Genomic DNA, 17694 nt, shown 5'->3' on the forward strand with positions numbered 1-17694 from the left:
TACGAGTTCCCTTAATGAGGTATATATTGGGTACTATGAAGTCGTAAAGAGGTGTGGGATACTTGTCATTATTTTTAAAGTGGAAGCAAAAGAAGCATGAAAAAGAAGTAGAGCGTGTTCTTGAGGAATCAATCTCAAAAAGAAAAGACTACTGGAACACAATTGGACATGTAGACGGAGACGTATTAACTCATTTGTTAAATCCCATGTTTTTTGGCGGGCCTGCTTGGCCATCTGGACGTCAAACATTTATTCGTGTTCAAAAAACAGAGACGGTTATTCTCGCAAGCGACGGCTTGTCCGATCCGTTTCAATCCCCCGAAGAAAAGAGCCGAAAGCAAGGAAAAGGTTTAGAATTCTATATCGAATGCGATGATGAATCTCTGCGCGGACCTGTATCTGATATCCAGGATCACTGGGCATTTGACCTTCTTTATCAAATGAGTCAAAATGCTGCCGCTCATCCTAATATGCTAGAACTATTCATGAAGCACGATATTCTTTCAATTGAATTTACTGATTTGGACGTACCGTCTCATTTTGTAAATGAAAATGGAGAAATTGGTGTATTGCTAGGCGTTCAGTCTCCTTCTGTTTCAGCTAGCCTCTCTTTACCTTACGAATCTATTAAACTGATTAGCATGAAGCTTCTTACACCAAACGAATTAGAGTATGTACGCGAACAAGGAGCGCAAGGACGCAGGCAGCTTGCTGAAACATTTCAGCTGTCAAAAAGTTATCATATTACCATGACTAAAAGAGAGTCTCTTATTTAAAAGAGGTTCTTTTTTTATTTCTTCTATTGAAATAGAGCCCTGTAGAATATACTCCTTATTTACATGTAACTCAAGTTCACATACTTTTTTAAAGCTGCTTTTCATATGAGCGTACTATTTTTGATTCATGGTATATTTTGCTATAGTAAAAAAGAAGATATAAAAAAGGAGATGGACGTTAGACATGGCAGAAAAAGTACAGATTGGAAAATCCGAATTATATGTTAATCCTATTGGACTTGGAACAAACGCTGTAGGAGGACATAACTTATATCCTAACCTAAACGAAGAAGTCGGCAAAGACCTTGTTCATAAGGCGCTAGATAATGGCATAAACCTCCTTGATACAGCGTTCATTTATGGTCCAAAACGTTCTGAAGAACTAATTGGCGAAGTGCTAAAAGAACGTGGAAATCGTGAAGAAGCGGTTATCGCCACAAAAGGAGCACATAAAATTGTTGGAGATGAGGTACTGCTAGACAACTCTCCTGCGTTTTTAAAACAGTCAGTTGAAGATAGCTTAAAACGCCTTCAAACAGATTATATCGATTTGTATTATATTCATTTCCCAGACAAAAACACACCAAAAGACGAAGCGGTTGGTGCGTTAAAAGAATTAAAAGATGAAGGTAAGATCCGTTCTATTGGCGTATCAAACTTCTCGTTAGATCAGTTAAAAGAAGCAAATAAAGATGGTTATGTAGACGTGGTGCAAGGCCAATATAACTTAATTCAGCGAGAAGCAGAAAACGATATTTTACCTTATACGGCTGCAAACCGCATTTCATTTATTCCGTACTTCCCGCTAGCTGCTGGTTTACTTGCTGGGAAATACGATAAAAACACAAAGTTTAATGACCTGCGCGAAGATATGCCTCATTTTATCGGGGAAGCATTTCAGCAAAACCTAGAAAAAGTAGAGCGTCTTCGTCAAATCTCTAGCGCAAAAGGCGTAGAAGTAGCTCATCTTGTTCTGGCTTGGTACTTAACGCGTGATTCAATTGATGTGTTAATTCCAGGGGCAAAACGCGCTGAACAAGTACTTGATAACTTAAAAACATTAGATGTTCAGCTCACTTCTTCCGAAATTAAAGACATTGATCATATTTTTAAATAATATAAAAAGAGCTTTGCCATAGGTAAAGCTCTTTTTTCTATACAATTCCGCTGGCTAATAGAACAAAAGCCGTAAAGAAGAATCCCATCTGTACAAAGCTTGTTACGTATTCTTTTGTTTCTTGTTTATATTTCCATTCATCTATACTTTTCAGCAAAATATTCACGATTAAGAATAGGAAAGATACGATATAAGGCTCTACAACCATAAAAATCATATCCAATATGAGAAAAAGAACAAAAGCTACCATCACATATTTGTCCCAACGTTCTAAAGCTAGACTTTCATACTCATATTTTCCCCAAAATTTGCTGCGAGGTCTATCAAGCACTTTTCCTAAAATAAAATCTACTACGACTGCTGCTCCTACTAGCATGATTAATATATACATCGTCATCTCTCCTTCCTTTTTATGGTATCATTTCAGCTCGTTTCTGTTAAGATCTCAGCTACAAAGTGCTTAAACTGCTTTATTTCTTCTGTTTCGCCTTTTGTTACGATATACGTGTGTGAAGAAGGCCGAATAATTTTTTGCTGTGAAATTACGCTTAACGTTTGATTTTCAACTTCCTTTTTCACCATAGAAAATGGCAAATAAGATACGCCTAAACCTTCTTCAATAAAGCGCTTTGTAATTTCTACTTGCGTCACAGGAAGCAGCTGAATGTGAGGATAACAAGCCTTGAGTTGAAGGAGTAAATCTTCCCAATAAACAGGATGATTATTCGTAAGCAGCCGGTAGGAAGATAACAGCTCCTGTTCCGTACGTGCTCCTACAGAAAACGGGGCGACTAAGACTGCTTTTTCTTTATGAATTAACTCATAAAAAACGTCTGCCTGACCCGGAAGCATCCTTGTTAATCCAACATCTGATTTTCTGTCGCTGATGTCTTTTCCCACTTGAAACGAATTTGTGATATTAACCGTGACTTCAATATGGGGATATCTCTCTACAAATTGTTTGATTAGACTCGGCAAAACTGATGCTGCTATTTGAGGAGCAGCGGATATAGTCAACTTTCGGTTATATCCTTGCTTCCATAGCTTAAAATTCCCTACTCCTTCCTCATATGCTCTCACCATTTTTTGAGCATGAGGCAAAAAAAAGCGTCCTGCCTCAGTCAGCGCGATATATTTACCTTTTTTTTCAAAAAGCTCATCTCCTAATTCTTGCTGCAGTCGCTGAATATGCTTTGATACAGCAGGCTGCGTTAAAAATAAATCTTCAGACGCTTGTCTGAAATTTTCATAAGAAGCCGCTACAATGAATGTTTTTAGCCATTTGATCTCCATTTTCTTCTCTCCATCTCTTTCTATTCATAACAAACTGGAATCAATACTGCTTATTTTTGTTTATTTTCTTTTCTATCAAACTTCTATACGATATATGTATCTCAATATTACCAAATAAAGGAGCTGTAAAAATGAAAAATAACGTTAAAGAAAAATTTAATGCTCATGCTTCTCAGTATGATGAGCAGCGCCGCAAACTCATTCCTTGTTTTTTGGATTTTTATTCTATTCCCGTTTCGCTTCTTCACTTTTCAAAAAAGCCGCTTCGCATACTTGATATCGGAGCAGGTACAGGCTTGTTTTCTTCTTTTGTTAAAGAAAAGTACCCAGATGCGCATTTCACGTTGATTGACGTCTCAGATCAAATGCTTGAAAAAGCAAGGGAACGCTTTAAAAATGAACAGCATATAGAATTTATCGTATCAGATATAACAAGCTACAAATTTGAGCACTCATTTGACATTGTGATTTCTTCACTTGCTATCCATCATTTAGAAGACAAACAAAAACACAAGCTGTATGAACAAATTTATGATTTGCTGCATACAGGAGGAATATTTATTAATGCCGATCAAGTATTAGGCCATTCTTCTATTATTGAAGAGTTATATAAAAAAGATTGGAGCGAACGAATTGCCGCAAGCGGATTAACTCATGAGCAAATTGAGGCTGCTCATGAACGTACGAAGTTAGATAAAATGGCAACCCTACATGATCAGTTAAATTGGTTAACAGCAAGCGGGTTCAGCGCAGTGGATTGCATTTATAAATTTTTTAATTTTGTTGTAATGTATGCTCAAAAATAACGGTTTAAAAACTACTTGTCTCTTTGCAAGTAGTTTTTTTACTCTCTCCCTCCCTATATTCGAATAAGAATATTTATCTATTTCCACAAAACTACGCATACTTCTTTTCCAGTTTCGTATATCTAATAATAGCTTCGTTCTCCTTAACTTTTGAATTTTTTGTACATAAAACCCATATAAAGTATTTTTATACTATTTTATGTCTTTTTATGGTATAAAAAATACAACTATGTTACAATATGATTACAAAACAATCTGTATAACGCTTTCATTTCTTTACACGAAAATGAAGAACTGGAAAGGGTGTGATGCTTATTTAAATATGAATCCGCTAGATTAGTAAACTTATATTCCTAAAATTGTACAAAGCATCAAGAAAAACTTAGTTATTCTTATTATTATAAATTCCCGCTAGTAAAGTCTTTCTACTTAATGATTTCCTTATTAAGCCCATACATACAGGTATAGAAAATACAGCTATTCGTCTTTTATTTTATTAGTGAAGAATTTATAGCACCGCCCGAAGCATACGTTTTTCATTAATGCAGCCTAAGGAGGCGCAGCACATGGCAAATAGAATATCAAGAACAACTATCGTACTCATAGCGGCTATTTTAGCTCTAGCCTGCTTGTTTGTAGGAGTTCCAAAAACAGAAGCTGCTTCAACACCATCTCATTTAATTATCATTAACAAAGCGACAAACAAACTCGCTTATTATCAAAATGGTTCACTTGTCCGAACGTTTTCAGTAGCAACAGGACGCACGCAGTCTCTTACACCAGAAGGCCATTTCAAAGTAGTAAATAAAATTGTCAATCGCCCTTATTACTCAGGGAACATTCCTGGTGGAGACCCTAGAAACCCTCTTGGCAATCGCTGGCTAGGTCTAAATGCGAGAGGTACATACGGCACGACGTATGCTATTCACGGAAATAACAATCCTGCTTCCATCGGCAAATATGTAAGCAGCGGATGTGTTCGTATGTACGATGAAGAAGTCGCATGGTTATTTAGTAAAGTGACCGTCGGTACACCGGTTGTGATTACAACTTCTTCTAAATCATTTAACGACATTGCAGCAGCAAACGGGTACAACGTTTCTGGAAACTCAGGTTCTACTCCAGCTCCTTCTACAGGAACTGTTTTAAAGAAAGGCAGTAAAGGAAATGCAGTTAAAGAACTTCAGCAGGAACTAACTTCACTTGGCTATAATACACAAGGTACGGACGGTGTGTTCGGTGCCAATACAGATTCCGCTGTTCGTAAGTTCCAAAAAGACCACGGCTTAACGGCTGACGGCATTGTTGGCCCATCAACATATAAAGCTTTAGGAAGTTCAGGAGCGAACCCGACGACACCAACAAACCCGACAAATCCAAAGCCAACAAATCCACCAGCAGATACAACAATTAACACAAAACAAACGCTGAAAAAAGGAAGCAAAGGCAGCAATGTTCAAGCTCTTCAAAAGAAATTAACAGCGATTGGCTATAATACAAAAGGTACGGACGGTATCTTCGGTGCCAATACGGAAGCTGCTGTACGTAATTTTCAAAAAGACAATAAGCTAGCAGTGGACGGCATTGCCGGACCTAATACTTTAACTGCTATTTCCAAACGCTAATAGAGCCTGATTTCAGGCTCTGTTTTTTTATTGATAAACCGCTTTTTTTACATCGCGCCTTGACCCCTTAATGAACCAGTACGCCGTCTTTCTTTTCTACGACATACTTAATTAGCTGATAAACCGTTCTCATAAGATTTTGCTGCTGATAGATATCATTTTTGGCAGGAATTACGTTTTCTATCAGTCTGCTATATTTGTAGGCTTGATCGTCTTCTTTTTGTTTATAAAGAGCGAGCCAGTCATTACGGGATTTTTCAAGCAGCTGTTCGTTGAAATAGGAATAAACGACGGTTGCGAACTCACCTGCCAGTTCTTGAATAACCTGCTGTCGGTCGGTGACCGAATGATAGGTACTTGACCACCCAGACGGCTGGCTTAGAAAATGCTCGTAGACAGATGAAATAAAAGCGGACGCAATGACTGGCACCGGCCCTTCATGCTCTCCTAAGGAAATGTTCAAACATGTTTCTCTATCCATATAAGGAATGTTCAGCGACTCCATCGCTTCATAAAAAGCCTGAGAGACAGTCAAGTTTAAATAAATAGGATGCAGCTCTTGCTGCTTTTTTCTCGTTTCTGATACTAAAGCTGCCTTTAAGTCTTTATACAGAAGGTGACTCTCTTTGAATTCCTCGTGTACACATTCTAAAATAGTCGTATTCCCTACTGTTAAATAGTAGTGAAGCTGCTTTTTCATAAGAGGTGAAACGTTTTTAAGCGCATAATCTATCATTTTAGCCATGGCATGTTTTTTAGCATAATCCGTATGGCAGCTTGGAGAGGTCAGCAAATCTCCGTGTGTGACACAAACGTTTAGCTTAGCACCGTGACCATGTACGATGAGCTGTTGAAGAAATTGAATATCTAATTCTTTAAGCCCATGATGTACGTATAAAATAGAAGCTGCTTGTTTAAAAGAATCGTGGATGGTGCTCGTATATTCAAAACACGCATGCTCGCAAATCGCTACTCCTTTTTTAAAAGAAAAAGGGCCGCAAACTTCAATTCTACGAAACAATGGATAAATAAGAAGTCCGTTATTTTCTTCTTCTTCATTTGTTAACGGACCAAGAGAAGACAGCTCTTTTGCTGTGAGACGGCAGGATATTGGCCAGTCGTCTTCTCCTATTTCCCATGTTCCTTCCTTGTATTCTTTCAACCGGGATTCAATTGCCAGAAGCATTTGCTCGGTGATTTTCCTGCATTCAAGCCGCTTGTGCCATCCCTCTGCAAAATCTCTTCCTTCTTGATCAACAGCGTCTTTTACTATTTCACTTTCTCGTTTAATTGCATCTACAAATTGTTTGAATGAACTATTTTCATCACTCATTCTTAAAGGAACATCATCATTAAAATAACGGGCTTTGTATGGGATATCTCCCAAAAGAGCGCGCAGATTAAAAGAGGCATCTCCGTGTAATAATTCAAAGACCAAGTCATAATCTGTGCCTCCTTCAGCATACACTTCAGCGCTTCTTAGTAGGATATTCTCCAATTTCCTTTGCACTTCGCTTCGCGTAAAAAAAGAGACGGAAGCTTCATAATGTTGGGAATCCTTAACCTTATACGTAGCAGAATAAGCGCCTTTACTGCCTATTCCTAGAAAGCCACATTCCTTTTTTATACCAAGAAGCTGGCGGATTAAGGCTGTTTTGCCGCTTCCTTGTTCTCCGATTACATGAATGTACTCATACTCGCTGTCAATTTGTTCGCTCGTTCTTTTTTCAATATCGTTATAAAAAGCATTCACTACTCGTTCATCATATCTTGCTTTTGCTCTTCCTTTTGCAGTACTTGTCCAAAAATCCTGCACTCTCAGCAGTTCATTCATCTCTTCAACCAGAATGTCAATTTCATCGTGTTGCTCTGTATACATAAACCGTTTAACAAACGGGTGCGATCTTCCTCTTTCATCTTTTTTAAACGGATGCTGAAACATAATTGACCAGCCTTTTCGCATAGGAGATTGACAGGCTTTTGCACGAAAAACTTTCATTCATTTCCCCTTCTTTCCCTAACATTGTCCTATTTGAAATGTATGGCTTTTAAAGGGGGGATATGTCTATGATTTTCCTCTTTTTAGAAGGATTTTCCCTTCATTTATCGAAGTAATTAATTGAGGTGATGGGAGAATGTTGACAAAAATTGTGAAATGCAGCATACCGACTGATAAAAAAGCATCTTTTTCATATACGCAACAGCATTGGGCTGCTCTTGCACACGTGAATGGTTTCATTGGCCAATTAGGGGGTTGGAACGTGGAAGATGAAACAGATGCTTGTATTCTAGCTCTGTGGGAAGATGGAACAACTTATCAAGAATTCATGAAGCATACTCATGATTCTATTTTTTATAAAAGCAAGCAGGATCAAACATATACGAATTTGGACGTTTCAACATCAGATCCGTCCTACTTCATAGGAGCACGCTACAATTATTATCGAAGCAGCGCCATTGAAAGCCGTTATTTAGTAAAGACGGAAATTGAAGTCGATTTTTACGACAAAGAAGATATCCATGAGATGGTAAAAAGCTTGATAAATCCTTCTTATCGCTGTTTATCTCACGTTGTATCACCAATCGAGCATAGCAAGCTTATCATTTTTTCATTATACGGATCTGCTTGTCCGCAAAAAACAATTGATACTTTCGTTCATCCAAATGTACTGAACGCGTCTCAATACATATATCAATTAGAGAAAAATTGGAACGTTCTTTCCAATTAAAAAATAGAAGCCTAGGCCCGACGCCAAAGCTTCTATTTTTTTATGATATGAACATCTTGGTTTTGTACGGTAATGACTTCCTCCGTCATTCCTACAAACAAACCGCTTTCTACTACGCCTGGGATCCTTATCAGCTGTTTTTCCAACTCAGCAGGATTTTCAATTTCTGAAAAATGGCAGTCTAGAATGTAATTCCCGTTATCGGTGATAAACGGCGTATGATCATCTAAAAGCCTAAGCTGCGGTACACAACCTGCACTGCGAATGTGCTTCGCCGTCATTTCCCAGCCAAAACGTATAACTTCAACAGGAAGAGGAAAAGCTCCTAGCGTCTTCACTATTTTCTTAGAATCTGCAATCACGATAAACCGCTTCGCTGCGTACGCAATCATTTTTTCTCGAAGCAGCGCGCCTCCTCCTCCTTTAATTAAAGAAAGTTCGCTATCTACTTCATCTGCTCCGTCAATTGCTATATCAATATATTCAACATCTGCTAAGGTAACAATGGGAATACCTAGTTTCCTTGCCAGCTCTTCTGTTTTTTGAGAAGTAGGAACCGCTTTGATGTGTAATCCATTTTTTACTCGTTCACCTAGTTTTACAATTGTATAATAAGCTGTTGAACCTGTCCCTAGCCCTACAATCATTCCATCTTCAACAAATTGTGCTGCTTTTTCACCAACTGCTTGTTTTTCAATCATACAAAGGCCTCCTTACTCATATTGTACCCGTTTACATAAAAAAGGAAAAGTATTATGAACCCTTACGTAAAAACTCAGCTGACTACTCAGCTGAGTTTTTTTGAAACTGTGTATTTAGAAGAATTTTTTCTACCCAATACTGCTGTTTTGTACTGTTTGTCTGTTCGCTGCTTTTTAGTTCAAACGTATAGTAAATATACTTGTCTGAATAATCATCATTCACATAAGCATGGTAAATGCTATGCTTTCCATCTCTTGTTTGTTTTTTCACATAAATCGTTGCATTTTTACCTTTTAACATGTAATCAGGCTGAAACGCATCTATTTTATTTTGAGCTGCTTTGCTTTTTTTCTTAGAAAATAAAGCCGTTATTTTCCCAGCATTGTATGAATCATTTTCCTTCGTTGATGCTGTCCATACTTCACTTTCATCTTCACTGCTTTTATAAGAAGATTTATGAATAACATACTGAAGCGGAAACCACATCCTATATTGATTGGTATCCGAAGTAAATAATTCAAATCCATTGTCTGTTTGTTCATGATCGACCAAAAATGTACTCGTAAACTTATCTGCCTGCGCTTCACTTTTAAATTTCCCGCTTTGAAATAGCCAAATTCCTACGGCAATAACCAATGCTCCGGCTACTGATGCGACTTTTTTTCGATCCATTGTTTCCACACACCTTTTAATACCCCTTTAGCTTTTGATAATACCATATTGACGTTTATATCGTCATAAGGAGAAATAACCAAAGGGTTATATGAGCGCACATGCTAATTTAACTAGAGAAAATAAACTTTTTTACAATAGTAAATTTGATAACAGACGCTGAGCTAACAGCCGGTTAGCCTCACCGGGCTCTAGCGTATACGTTAGTAGTTCTTGCTTTTCAGCTTTCGCTTTTATCAAACATTCACCCTTTGGAGAAAGAAGAGAAGTTGTGCTTTTTTGGTTCTCTAAGGCATAATTCACGCTTGCAAAGTAAATACCATTCTCCGTACTTCTTGCAATCATTGCATAATCATAAAACTTCGGATCTGGTACTTCACCAGTAAACTGTGGATGAAACACAATGCTTGCTCCTCTTATAGCAGCCCATCGGACAGTTTCAGGATAGCGCCATCCCTCATGGCAAATGACAATACCGAATTTCACGCCGTTTATTTCAAACAACTGGCGGCCATTTCCAGGCTTATAACCAAATTGATCTTCTGCTGGATCAATTTGATTTTTAGTTTGATACCCTAATTCTTTTCCATTTTCATCAATTACAAAAGCAGTTAAATGCATACCAAGTTCGTCGCGCCACTCCAGTGGTAAAATTACGTTGAGCTTTAACTGTTTGGCAAGCAACTTAACTCTATAAAGCGTATTTTGTTGAATTTCGTGATTGTATGTCTCAACTTCAAAACCCACTCCTCTAAGTCCCGGCACAATTGATTCTGGAAAACATGCAAGGTTACACCCTTCTTCTGCTGCTTGTTTCATATAATTTTCTACCGTTTCTATGCCCTCTGCGGCTGACTTTGGAAATCTCACTTGAGCTAACCCAATTTTCATTCATTGCTCCTCCGTTTCCAATATCATAAAAAACTCATGCTACTAGCGTAACATGAGTTTTTTATCTTTACGTAAATAATTTAATTAGCATGCTAAGAAGAATACCTACCGCACTAAAGTCCGAATCTCCAAATGTTGTGCCTTTAAAACCTAACGACGCGAGAACAGGCAGTAAAATAGCCGGTAAAAAACTAATTAAGATTCCATTGGCAAATGACCCGACCACTGCTCCTCTTCTTCCCCCCGTCGCATTTCCAAATACTCCGGCAGCTGCTCCCGTAAAAAAGTGCGGAACGAGGCCTGGCACGATAATACTTAGACCAAATAGAGGCAAAAAGAACATTGAAATGAGACCTGCGATAAAGCTTGAAAAGAATCCAATGACCACTGCGTTAGGAGCAAACGGAAACACAGTTGGACAATCTAGAGCTGGAATGGCATTTGGTACCGCTTTGTCAGCAATTCCTTTAAATGCTGGTACAATTTCTGCTAAAAGCATACGAACACCCGCCAGCACGACATATACTCCTGCTGCAAAAGTGATTGCTTGAATTAGCGAGTACACAATAAAATTTTGACCCCCGCTTAATTTTGTTTCGATAAATGCAGGACCTGCAAAAAGTGCAACAACAATAAATAAAACGGTCATGGTCAGTGAGACAGAAACGGATGTATCCCGAAGAAATCCTAAGGATTGAGGAACTTTAATTTCTTCTGTTGTTTTTTCGCGATTTCCTACTCGCTTGCCGATAAACCCTGCTACTAAATAGCCTAAGGAACCAAAATGACCAACGGCAATATCGTTTGACCCTGTAATTTCACGCACATACGGCTGAAGCAGTGCAGGAAATAAAACCATTAAAATACCTAATAATAGTGAACCGATCAAAACCAAAGGTGCTCCCGTTAACCCGCCGGTAGATAAAATTGCTGCAATCAAACAAGCCATAAACATGGTGTGATGCCCAGTTAAAAAGATATACTTAAATTTCGTGATGCGCGCGATAATGATATTTACAATCATACCTAAAAGCATAATCATCGCTGTTTCTGTACCAAACGTTTGTTGAGCTACAGCTACAATTGCTTCATTATTAGGAATGATGCCTTCAACGGAAAACGCTTTATTAAACATTTTTCCAAACGCTTCAAGTGAAGCAATTAATATATTAGCTCCCGCTCCTAATATAAGAAAACCCATAATTGTTTTTAAGGTACCTGATACAATATCTGCACTTTTTTTCTTTTGAAGCAACAAACCGATTAGTGCAAACAACCCTACTAGAATAGCGGGTGTTCCTAATATATCTTTCATAATTAAATCAAACATGGCTTACGCCTCCACGAAGTATTTTTGCAGTGCTCCTTTGATTTCCGCTTGATTTAAAATGTTTTGCAATGCCACGACCGTGCGAGTGCCATCATCCAATTGATTTACAATATCTGCAGATCCTAAATAGATATCTGCCTGCTCCGTTTTACTAGTTGTTAAATCCGTATGAGATACCTGTGCCTCAACACCAAGCTCTACTAAAATTTTCTTTACATTCATTTCCACAATAAAACTGCTTCCTAAACCGTTTCCGCATACAACTAAAATCTTTTTCATTTTTTATCTCTCCTTTTAATTTGAGTAAGCTTCAATTAATGCAAGCATTTCTTGTTTTGTATTCATAGCAATAAGCTTGTCAATATTATCGTTTTCAGATAGCATCATTGAAAGCTGTGACAATGCTTTTAAGTGGGTTTCATTATCAGTAGCAGCAAGTACGATAATAAGCTGCGCTCCGTGCTGTTTTTCAGTAGAAAAATAGACCGGCTCCTTTAAACGAAGCATGCTCATACCCACACGATTTACACCTTGTTCCGGCCTTGCGTGAGGGAGCGCAACTTTTGGCGCAATAACAATATAAGGGCCTAACTGTTCTACACTTTTGATCATTGCTTCTACATAAGAAGGTTCAATATATTCATAGTTCAACAAGGGCTTGGCAGCCAGCCTAACAGCTGATTTCCAATCGTCTGCTGAATCTGTAAGCTGCAAGAATGGCTCTTGCAATACTTCATGCAACATTGGCTTTTTATCCTCTCTTACCATTTTTTTAGATTGCTGTATCACTAGTTTTAAATTAGCTAACAGAGCTGGTTCATCCTGAATATTTGCATGCTGCTTAATAATACCCATGATGGCTTGAGTGGTTAGCTGAGAAGAAGCTGGTTCAACTAAGTCGATTAACCGCTGCTTTTCATCATCCGTTAAAATAGGATTCACAAGCATCACATTCATTCGCTTTTTTAATGGCGTAGTTGTAATAACTAAATCATAGGTTTCTTTAAACTGCTCATAATCTCTTACCGTCATTGGCCCTATCAATTCAGCATCTGTTAACAGTTGTTCAAGCTGATACTGAAGCATACGGGACGTTCCAATTCCATTGGCACAAACAATAACAATACGCTTTTGTTTTTGCCTTCCCTCTTGTTTTTTCATCCATCCTCCGAAATGAAGAGCAAAATAAGAAATTTCGTCTTCATTAATACGTGTTTGAAGGCTGTTTTCCAAAGGAAGCAACGCTTTTTTTGTCAGTTCTACTATATCCTGATACTTTGTTTGAATAGCCGAAAGCATAGGGTTAGGGAGGTGAATATTATAGAGAAGCCTGTAATAAGCCGTCTTCAAATGAATATATAAATTTTGTTCAAGACGATTTCGATCTTCAAATACCACACAAGCATATGCTTGAAAACGTGATACCATTTCTTTTACAATGCTTCTCATCCAATCATCACTATCTGCTTGATTTACTACATTTACTTTTGCACTTAGTAAAACCGTGGCCAGATAATGTTTTTCTTGAGGTGGAAAATCAAATCCTAAAACGCTTTCAATTTCTTGGAGCGCTTTGTACTGCCTGGTTTTTTCTAATTCGTCTTTTCTAGTAATCAAGGCGTCTACATAGCGCTTGCCTCCAATACGCTGAATACAGAACGTGAGCATATAGGCTAATTGCGTCAGCATCTTGTCTGTAAACGCCATTCCCAGTTTATCTTCACACTCTACAAGCCAGTTATAAATCATTGAATATTCGTAATCTGCTTTCATGACCCTTTTCAACAACTCTTCTTGATGTTGACTTAATAATTCTGTGATGTGTATATAAAGCAAATTTCGAATGTCGCTTTCAGATCCTTTTACTTCGTACCCATCTTTATAGCTATATGTCAAAGATATGCCTTTCTTTGCCCACTTGTTTTTTAAGTCTTTAATATCTTGTAAGACAGTGTTGCGACTAACTTCTGTTTCATCCATGAGCTGCTGAGTTCCGATTTTCCCGCCTCGAAGTATACACATCAAAGCAACGTATATTTGCCGGTCCTCAACTGATAAGTAAGCAGATGGCATAACATGAGAAAATTGTTTAGCAACTTGGTCCTTTGCTTGATCGTTTAGAAAAAAGCCTTTCCCATATGTGTACTGAACAAACTCTAATTCTTGCTGACACAGCCAATCGTTAATTTTCTCAATATCATAATAGATAGTACGCCTTGACACTTGAAACTGCTTCATTAACTCTTGTACTGATATAAATGTTGCGGCTTGAAGCAAAACCTGCAATACGGCCGTACTGCGTTTGTCTAACAAATGAATCACCTTCAGTCCAATTCGTGCACAAATTGAAATACTTACTATGCTTTATGCTTTTACTATACTACGGGTCTTACAAAATGATTAGACCGAATTCACCCACATACATTGTGCAAAAAATGTACTCAACAAAAAAAGAAGTGCTGTATGCACTTCTTTTAAGAGTTAATCTTTAGTCGGCTGTTCCATTGCTTCTCCGATGGCTTTTTTTAAATGTCCGTCATGTTTATCAAGCAGCCGATGCACCTCATCACCTTCTGTAGAAGTAAGAAGCGCAAGAATGGCGGCTTTTGGCGTTTTGTATGTTTGTAAACTTTCCGCTGCCTCCTCTGGTGAGACGCCTGTTAGTTCCGCAATAATATTTTTAGCACGCTGTACGAGTTTATCATTAGTCGGCTGTACGTCTACCATTAGATTGCTGTAGACTTTACCAATTTGAATCATTGAAGCGGTCGTCAGCATATTAAGAACAAGCTTTTGGGCAGTTCCGGCTTTCATTCTTGTTGAACCTGTTACAACTTCCGGCCCTGATTCTGCTACTATTGCATATTTTGCTTCTTGTTCCATAGGTGATTGAGGAGAATTTACAACACAGCCCGTTACTGCTCCCAGGCTGTTTGCATACGTAAGCGCTGAGAGTGTATAAGGAGTTCTTCCGCTTGCAGCTATACCTACAAGAATATCTTTATTTGATAAATTAATCGCTTTCAAATCTTCTATCGCTTGTTTCTTATTATCTTCTGCTCCTTCTAACGCATGACGGAGCGCTTTGTCTCCCCCGGCTATAATCCCAATTACCTGTTCGGCAGGTGTACCGAATGTTGGTACACATTCAGATGCATCTAATACACCTAGCCGCCCGCTTGTACCTGCTCCGATATAAATAAGACGTCCGCCTTGTTTAAAGGCACTGACAATTTCATCTACTAACAGAGCAATAACAGGCAGCACTTTATTGATCGCCTGAGGCACTTGATGATCTTCTTCATTAATTTTTTTTACAATTTCCAGACTTGATAATTCATCAATGTTTAAGGTTTGCGGATTGCGTTTTTCTGTTAAGATATGATTTAAGTTCACTGTGATCCCCTGCCTTTTCCACCATCATTTTTTCTCTATTTATACTCGTTCATGAACAGCTGATAAGCTCCTTTAGCAGATGATACTCGCTGTGTTGCCCACTGGATATGCTTTATTTCTTTTTCACATGCTTTTTTATAAACATCAAACACTTCTGGAACTTCCGTTAAAATGCTGCCCTTGCATGACAGCAAGCAGCTCCCTTTAAACCGCTGTTTCTTATATAAATGAAGAGTCATGTTTGCAAGGTTCTTTCCAGCCTGTTGAAGAATGTCACTTGCTTCTTGTTTATGATTTCTCGCTTGATTTACAACAAGCGGAGTGAGTGAAGCAACCTCTGATTTAGGAGATGAATAGACAAACTTTTTTATATCGTGTATGGTATCTGCTTTTACATGTTGCAAGATTGTCTGACTAAGGCTGCTGTAAGGAAGGCTTTGATCATGCTCTTTCGTCAGCAATATCAGTGCTTGAAGACCAATCCAATATCCGCTTCCTTCATCTCCAAGAAGGTGTCCCCACCCTCCTCCGTATTCGTACACTCCGTCTTTTTTCCCAATGCTGACGGCTCCAGTTCCTGCAATGGTTAAAATCCCGTCTTTTCCATGCAGTAGTGCTTCATGTGCAATCATGGCGTCATCATATAAACCTACTTCTACCTGATAACGATCATAAAAATATCTTTTTATTTCTTCTTTAGATAATGCTTTACTTCCAGCAAGCCCTAGTGAAATGCCTTTACATGTATGACCAGCAAGCGCAGTTTTGCACGCCGTAATACATTCATCAATATGAGTAATAGCCGTGTTGTAATTAATGAGCAAATTTCCATAGCCGCTTTTTGAAGCAGCAAGCTCTTGACCGTCTAAGCTATACGCAACGCCTTCTGTTTTTGTTCCCCCGCCGTCGATACCAATAATATAGTCCATTTTATCACCGCTCAAAAAAAGCAAATTTGTCCCATGGCTGCAGTTCATTTAGTAAAAAAATTTCCTCTTCTGCAATGCGTCCTACTACGTTTGTTTTACCTGAGTTCTCCATGTCTAACAGCGCAATTTGCAGCTCTCCTTTGTACTGTCCATAGAGCTCATTTTCTATTAAAATATCGCCTCTTCGAATGGAAGGAGTATGCGTAGGCTTGAATTCTTCTTTTTTATATTTTACTCGGCTTTGCGTAGAGCGAATTAAATAATCAGATACGTCTCCGCGGTAAAAATGAAACTCTTCCAGCACAATTTTTTTCTCAAGCTCGGTAATCGTATCATACAGGGTCACGTTAAAAGTAAAGCGCTCTTGCTGAACAACATCACGCAGCGCCTTCATCTCTTCTTCTGATGCATACGCATTCGCAATGATTGCACAATCAATTAATCCCGTTTTAAAAAGATGCTTAGCCTGCACGTCGATCGGAAGCGTGCGATGCATTTCAAGCGTACAAAGTCCTTCAGTAACAGGCCACGGTCCAAAAGTAGCGCTTGGTGAATTAATAAAGGCTGCTGTTTCAAGGTTATGTTCTTTAAACAATGCTGAACACTTCAAAAAGTGATCATACGACAACCCCGCATATCGATGAGGATAGAAGTTGTGCGACCCGATCAGCTGCTTTCGATTCGGTCGGTAACTTAAAATATTATCCACATACTTCGTCGCATTACTCATATTAATTTCAATCTTTAAGCCGTATGGATTAAAGGTCATAATGGACTCTTCATTTCCCGTATACCCTAGATCAAGACGAATAGCATAAGCCCCTAATTCGTGAAAAAAAGATAAGTCATCATAAGAAATGCCAAGCGCTCCAAATACGCGAGGAGCGATGTCCACTACTACTTCCATCTCTAGCTCATTGGCAAACTCAATAATTTCTTTAAAATTTGCCATTACTTTTTTCTGATCGCCTTCAACAGAAAGCAAGCATGTAAAAATGCGGGTAAATCCGTATTGATGCGCAAGTGCTATATACGCTTTATCTTTTTCGACAGTCGAATGTTCCGGGTAAATCGCAATACCTAGCTTTTTCATTGATTTTCGCCTTCTTTTTTAAATTTTTTAATAAGCTTAATCATATGTTCAATTAATTTTTGCTCTGAAATAGCCGTCATTAAATGATCTTGTGCGTGAATTAAAAGCAGCGACTTTTCAATTGTTTTTCCGTTCAATTCACGTTGAATAAGCGCAGTTTGCGTTTTATGAGCATGACTGAGCTCTTCTTGAGATTGCTTTAAAAGTTCGTCAGCTTTATTAAAATCATAGTCTTCAGCTGCTTCTAACGCTTCATATGCAAGTGATCTGGCATTTCCTCCGTATGCAATAAGTTCAAAAATTTCATTTTCCATATTTGCTGCTTCTGTCATTTC

Annotated in this window: 18 protein-coding genes; 5 read left to right on the forward strand and 13 right to left on the reverse strand. The window is 38.3% G+C overall.

The features are described 5' to 3' along the window. Window positions 1-53 precede the first annotated feature (53 nt). Both ACFX4R_RS07970 and ACFX4R_RS07975 read left to right on the forward strand, forming a co-directional pair. On the forward strand, window positions 54-776 hold the full coding sequence (locus tag ACFX4R_RS07970) for a suppressor of fused domain protein (RefSeq protein WP_241771361.1): 723 nt from the start codon (window positions 54-56) through the stop codon (window positions 774-776). Between the two features lie 184 nt (window positions 777-960). Continuing rightward, complete coding sequence (locus tag ACFX4R_RS07975) at window positions 961-1893, forward strand: aldo/keto reductase (RefSeq protein WP_025749635.1); 933 nt, start codon at window positions 961-963, stop codon at window positions 1891-1893. Between the two features lie 37 nt (window positions 1894-1930). Here ACFX4R_RS07975 and ACFX4R_RS07980 read toward each other — a convergent pair whose 3' ends face one another. Together ACFX4R_RS07980 and ACFX4R_RS07985 are read right to left on the reverse strand one after the other, a co-directional pair. Beyond that, window positions 1931-2284 (reverse strand): DUF4181 domain-containing protein, encoded by a 354-nt coding sequence (locus ACFX4R_RS07980; RefSeq protein ID WP_043980022.1) that lies wholly within the window; start codon window positions 2282-2284, stop codon window positions 1931-1933. 32 nt (window positions 2285-2316) lie between these two features. Further along, window positions 2317-3186 (reverse strand): LysR family transcriptional regulator, encoded by an 870-nt coding sequence (locus ACFX4R_RS07985; protein WP_377569316.1) that lies wholly within the window; start codon window positions 3184-3186, stop codon window positions 2317-2319. Window positions 3187-3317: 131 nt separating this feature from the next. On the opposite strand from ACFX4R_RS07985, the gene ACFX4R_RS07990 reads away from it, so the two are divergent. Together ACFX4R_RS07990 and ACFX4R_RS07995 are read left to right on the forward strand one after the other, a co-directional pair. Beyond that, window positions 3318-3992, forward strand: a complete 675-nt coding sequence (locus tag ACFX4R_RS07990; RefSeq protein ID WP_043980028.1) for a class I SAM-dependent methyltransferase — start codon at window positions 3318-3320, stop codon at window positions 3990-3992. Window positions 3993-4558: 566 nt separating this feature from the next. Further along, complete coding sequence (locus ACFX4R_RS07995) at window positions 4559-5617, forward strand: L,D-transpeptidase family protein (protein ID WP_377569318.1); 1059 nt, start codon at window positions 4559-4561, stop codon at window positions 5615-5617. Between the two features lie 67 nt (window positions 5618-5684). On the opposite strand, the gene ACFX4R_RS08000 is transcribed toward ACFX4R_RS07995, so the two are convergent. Further along, window positions 5685-7616 carry a hypothetical protein gene (locus ACFX4R_RS08000; RefSeq protein WP_237074578.1) on the reverse strand — a complete coding sequence of 644 codons (1932 nt, stop codon included), beginning with the start codon at window positions 7614-7616 and terminating at the stop codon, window positions 5685-5687. Window positions 7617-7752: 136 nt separating this feature from the next. Here ACFX4R_RS08000 and ACFX4R_RS08005 point away from each other — a divergent pair, with 136 nt between their 5' ends. After that, window positions 7753-8346 carry a YdbC family protein gene (locus tag ACFX4R_RS08005; protein WP_025749640.1) on the forward strand — a complete coding sequence of 198 codons (594 nt, stop codon included), beginning with the start codon at window positions 7753-7755 and terminating at the stop codon, window positions 8344-8346. A gap of 32 nt (window positions 8347-8378) precedes the next feature. On the opposite strand, the gene rpiA is transcribed toward ACFX4R_RS08005, so the two are convergent. From rpiA to ACFX4R_RS08055, 10 genes are all read right to left on the reverse strand, one after another. Next, window positions 8379-9047 carry a ribose-5-phosphate isomerase RpiA gene (rpiA, locus tag ACFX4R_RS08010; protein ID WP_025749641.1) on the reverse strand — a complete coding sequence of 223 codons (669 nt, stop codon included), beginning with the start codon at window positions 9045-9047 and terminating at the stop codon, window positions 8379-8381. A gap of 82 nt (window positions 9048-9129) precedes the next feature. Continuing rightward, complete coding sequence (locus ACFX4R_RS08015; RefSeq protein WP_043980032.1) at window positions 9130-9720, reverse strand: hypothetical protein; 591 nt, start codon at window positions 9718-9720, stop codon at window positions 9130-9132. Between the two features lie 132 nt (window positions 9721-9852). After that, a complete protein-coding gene (locus ACFX4R_RS08020) occupies window positions 9853-10611 on the reverse strand; it encodes a carbon-nitrogen hydrolase family protein (RefSeq protein ID WP_162213712.1) in 759 nt (252 codons plus the stop codon). Window positions 10612-10678: 67 nt separating this feature from the next. After that, window positions 10679-11941 (reverse strand): PTS ascorbate transporter subunit IIC, encoded by a 1263-nt coding sequence (locus ACFX4R_RS08025; RefSeq protein ID WP_043980035.1) that lies wholly within the window; start codon window positions 11939-11941, stop codon window positions 10679-10681. A 3-nt stretch (window positions 11942-11944) separates the two neighbouring features. Further along, window positions 11945-12220 (reverse strand): PTS sugar transporter subunit IIB, encoded by a 276-nt coding sequence (locus ACFX4R_RS08030; protein WP_013055730.1) that lies wholly within the window; start codon window positions 12218-12220, stop codon window positions 11945-11947. A 15-nt stretch (window positions 12221-12235) separates the two neighbouring features. After that, a complete protein-coding gene (locus ACFX4R_RS08035) occupies window positions 12236-14254 on the reverse strand; it encodes a BglG family transcription antiterminator (RefSeq protein ID WP_043980037.1) in 2019 nt (672 codons plus the stop codon). A 168-nt stretch (window positions 14255-14422) separates the two neighbouring features. Then, a complete protein-coding gene (gene murQ / locus ACFX4R_RS08040) occupies window positions 14423-15337 on the reverse strand; it encodes an N-acetylmuramic acid 6-phosphate etherase (protein ID WP_377569322.1) in 915 nt (304 codons plus the stop codon). Between the two features lie 35 nt (window positions 15338-15372). Further along, window positions 15373-16266, reverse strand: a complete 894-nt coding sequence (locus ACFX4R_RS08045; protein ID WP_162213710.1) for a BadF/BadG/BcrA/BcrD ATPase family protein — start codon at window positions 16264-16266, stop codon at window positions 15373-15375. A 4-nt stretch (window positions 16267-16270) separates the two neighbouring features. Beyond that, entirely contained in the window at window positions 16271-17359 is a 1089-nt protein-coding gene (locus tag ACFX4R_RS08050) for a DUF871 domain-containing protein (RefSeq protein ID WP_043980046.1), read from the reverse strand. Continuing rightward, window positions 17356-17691 carry a PTS lactose/cellobiose transporter subunit IIA gene (locus ACFX4R_RS08055; protein ID WP_013055725.1) on the reverse strand — a complete coding sequence of 112 codons (336 nt, stop codon included), beginning with the start codon at window positions 17689-17691 and terminating at the stop codon, window positions 17356-17358. Before ACFX4R_RS08055 ends, ACFX4R_RS08050 begins: the two co-directional genes overlap by 4 nt. Window positions 17692-17694: the final 3 nt, after the last annotated feature.

The organism is Priestia sp. YIM B13490 (assembly GCF_042787735.1).
GTDB classification, from domain to species: Bacteria; Bacillota; Bacilli; order Bacillales; family Bacillaceae_H; genus Priestia; species Priestia megaterium.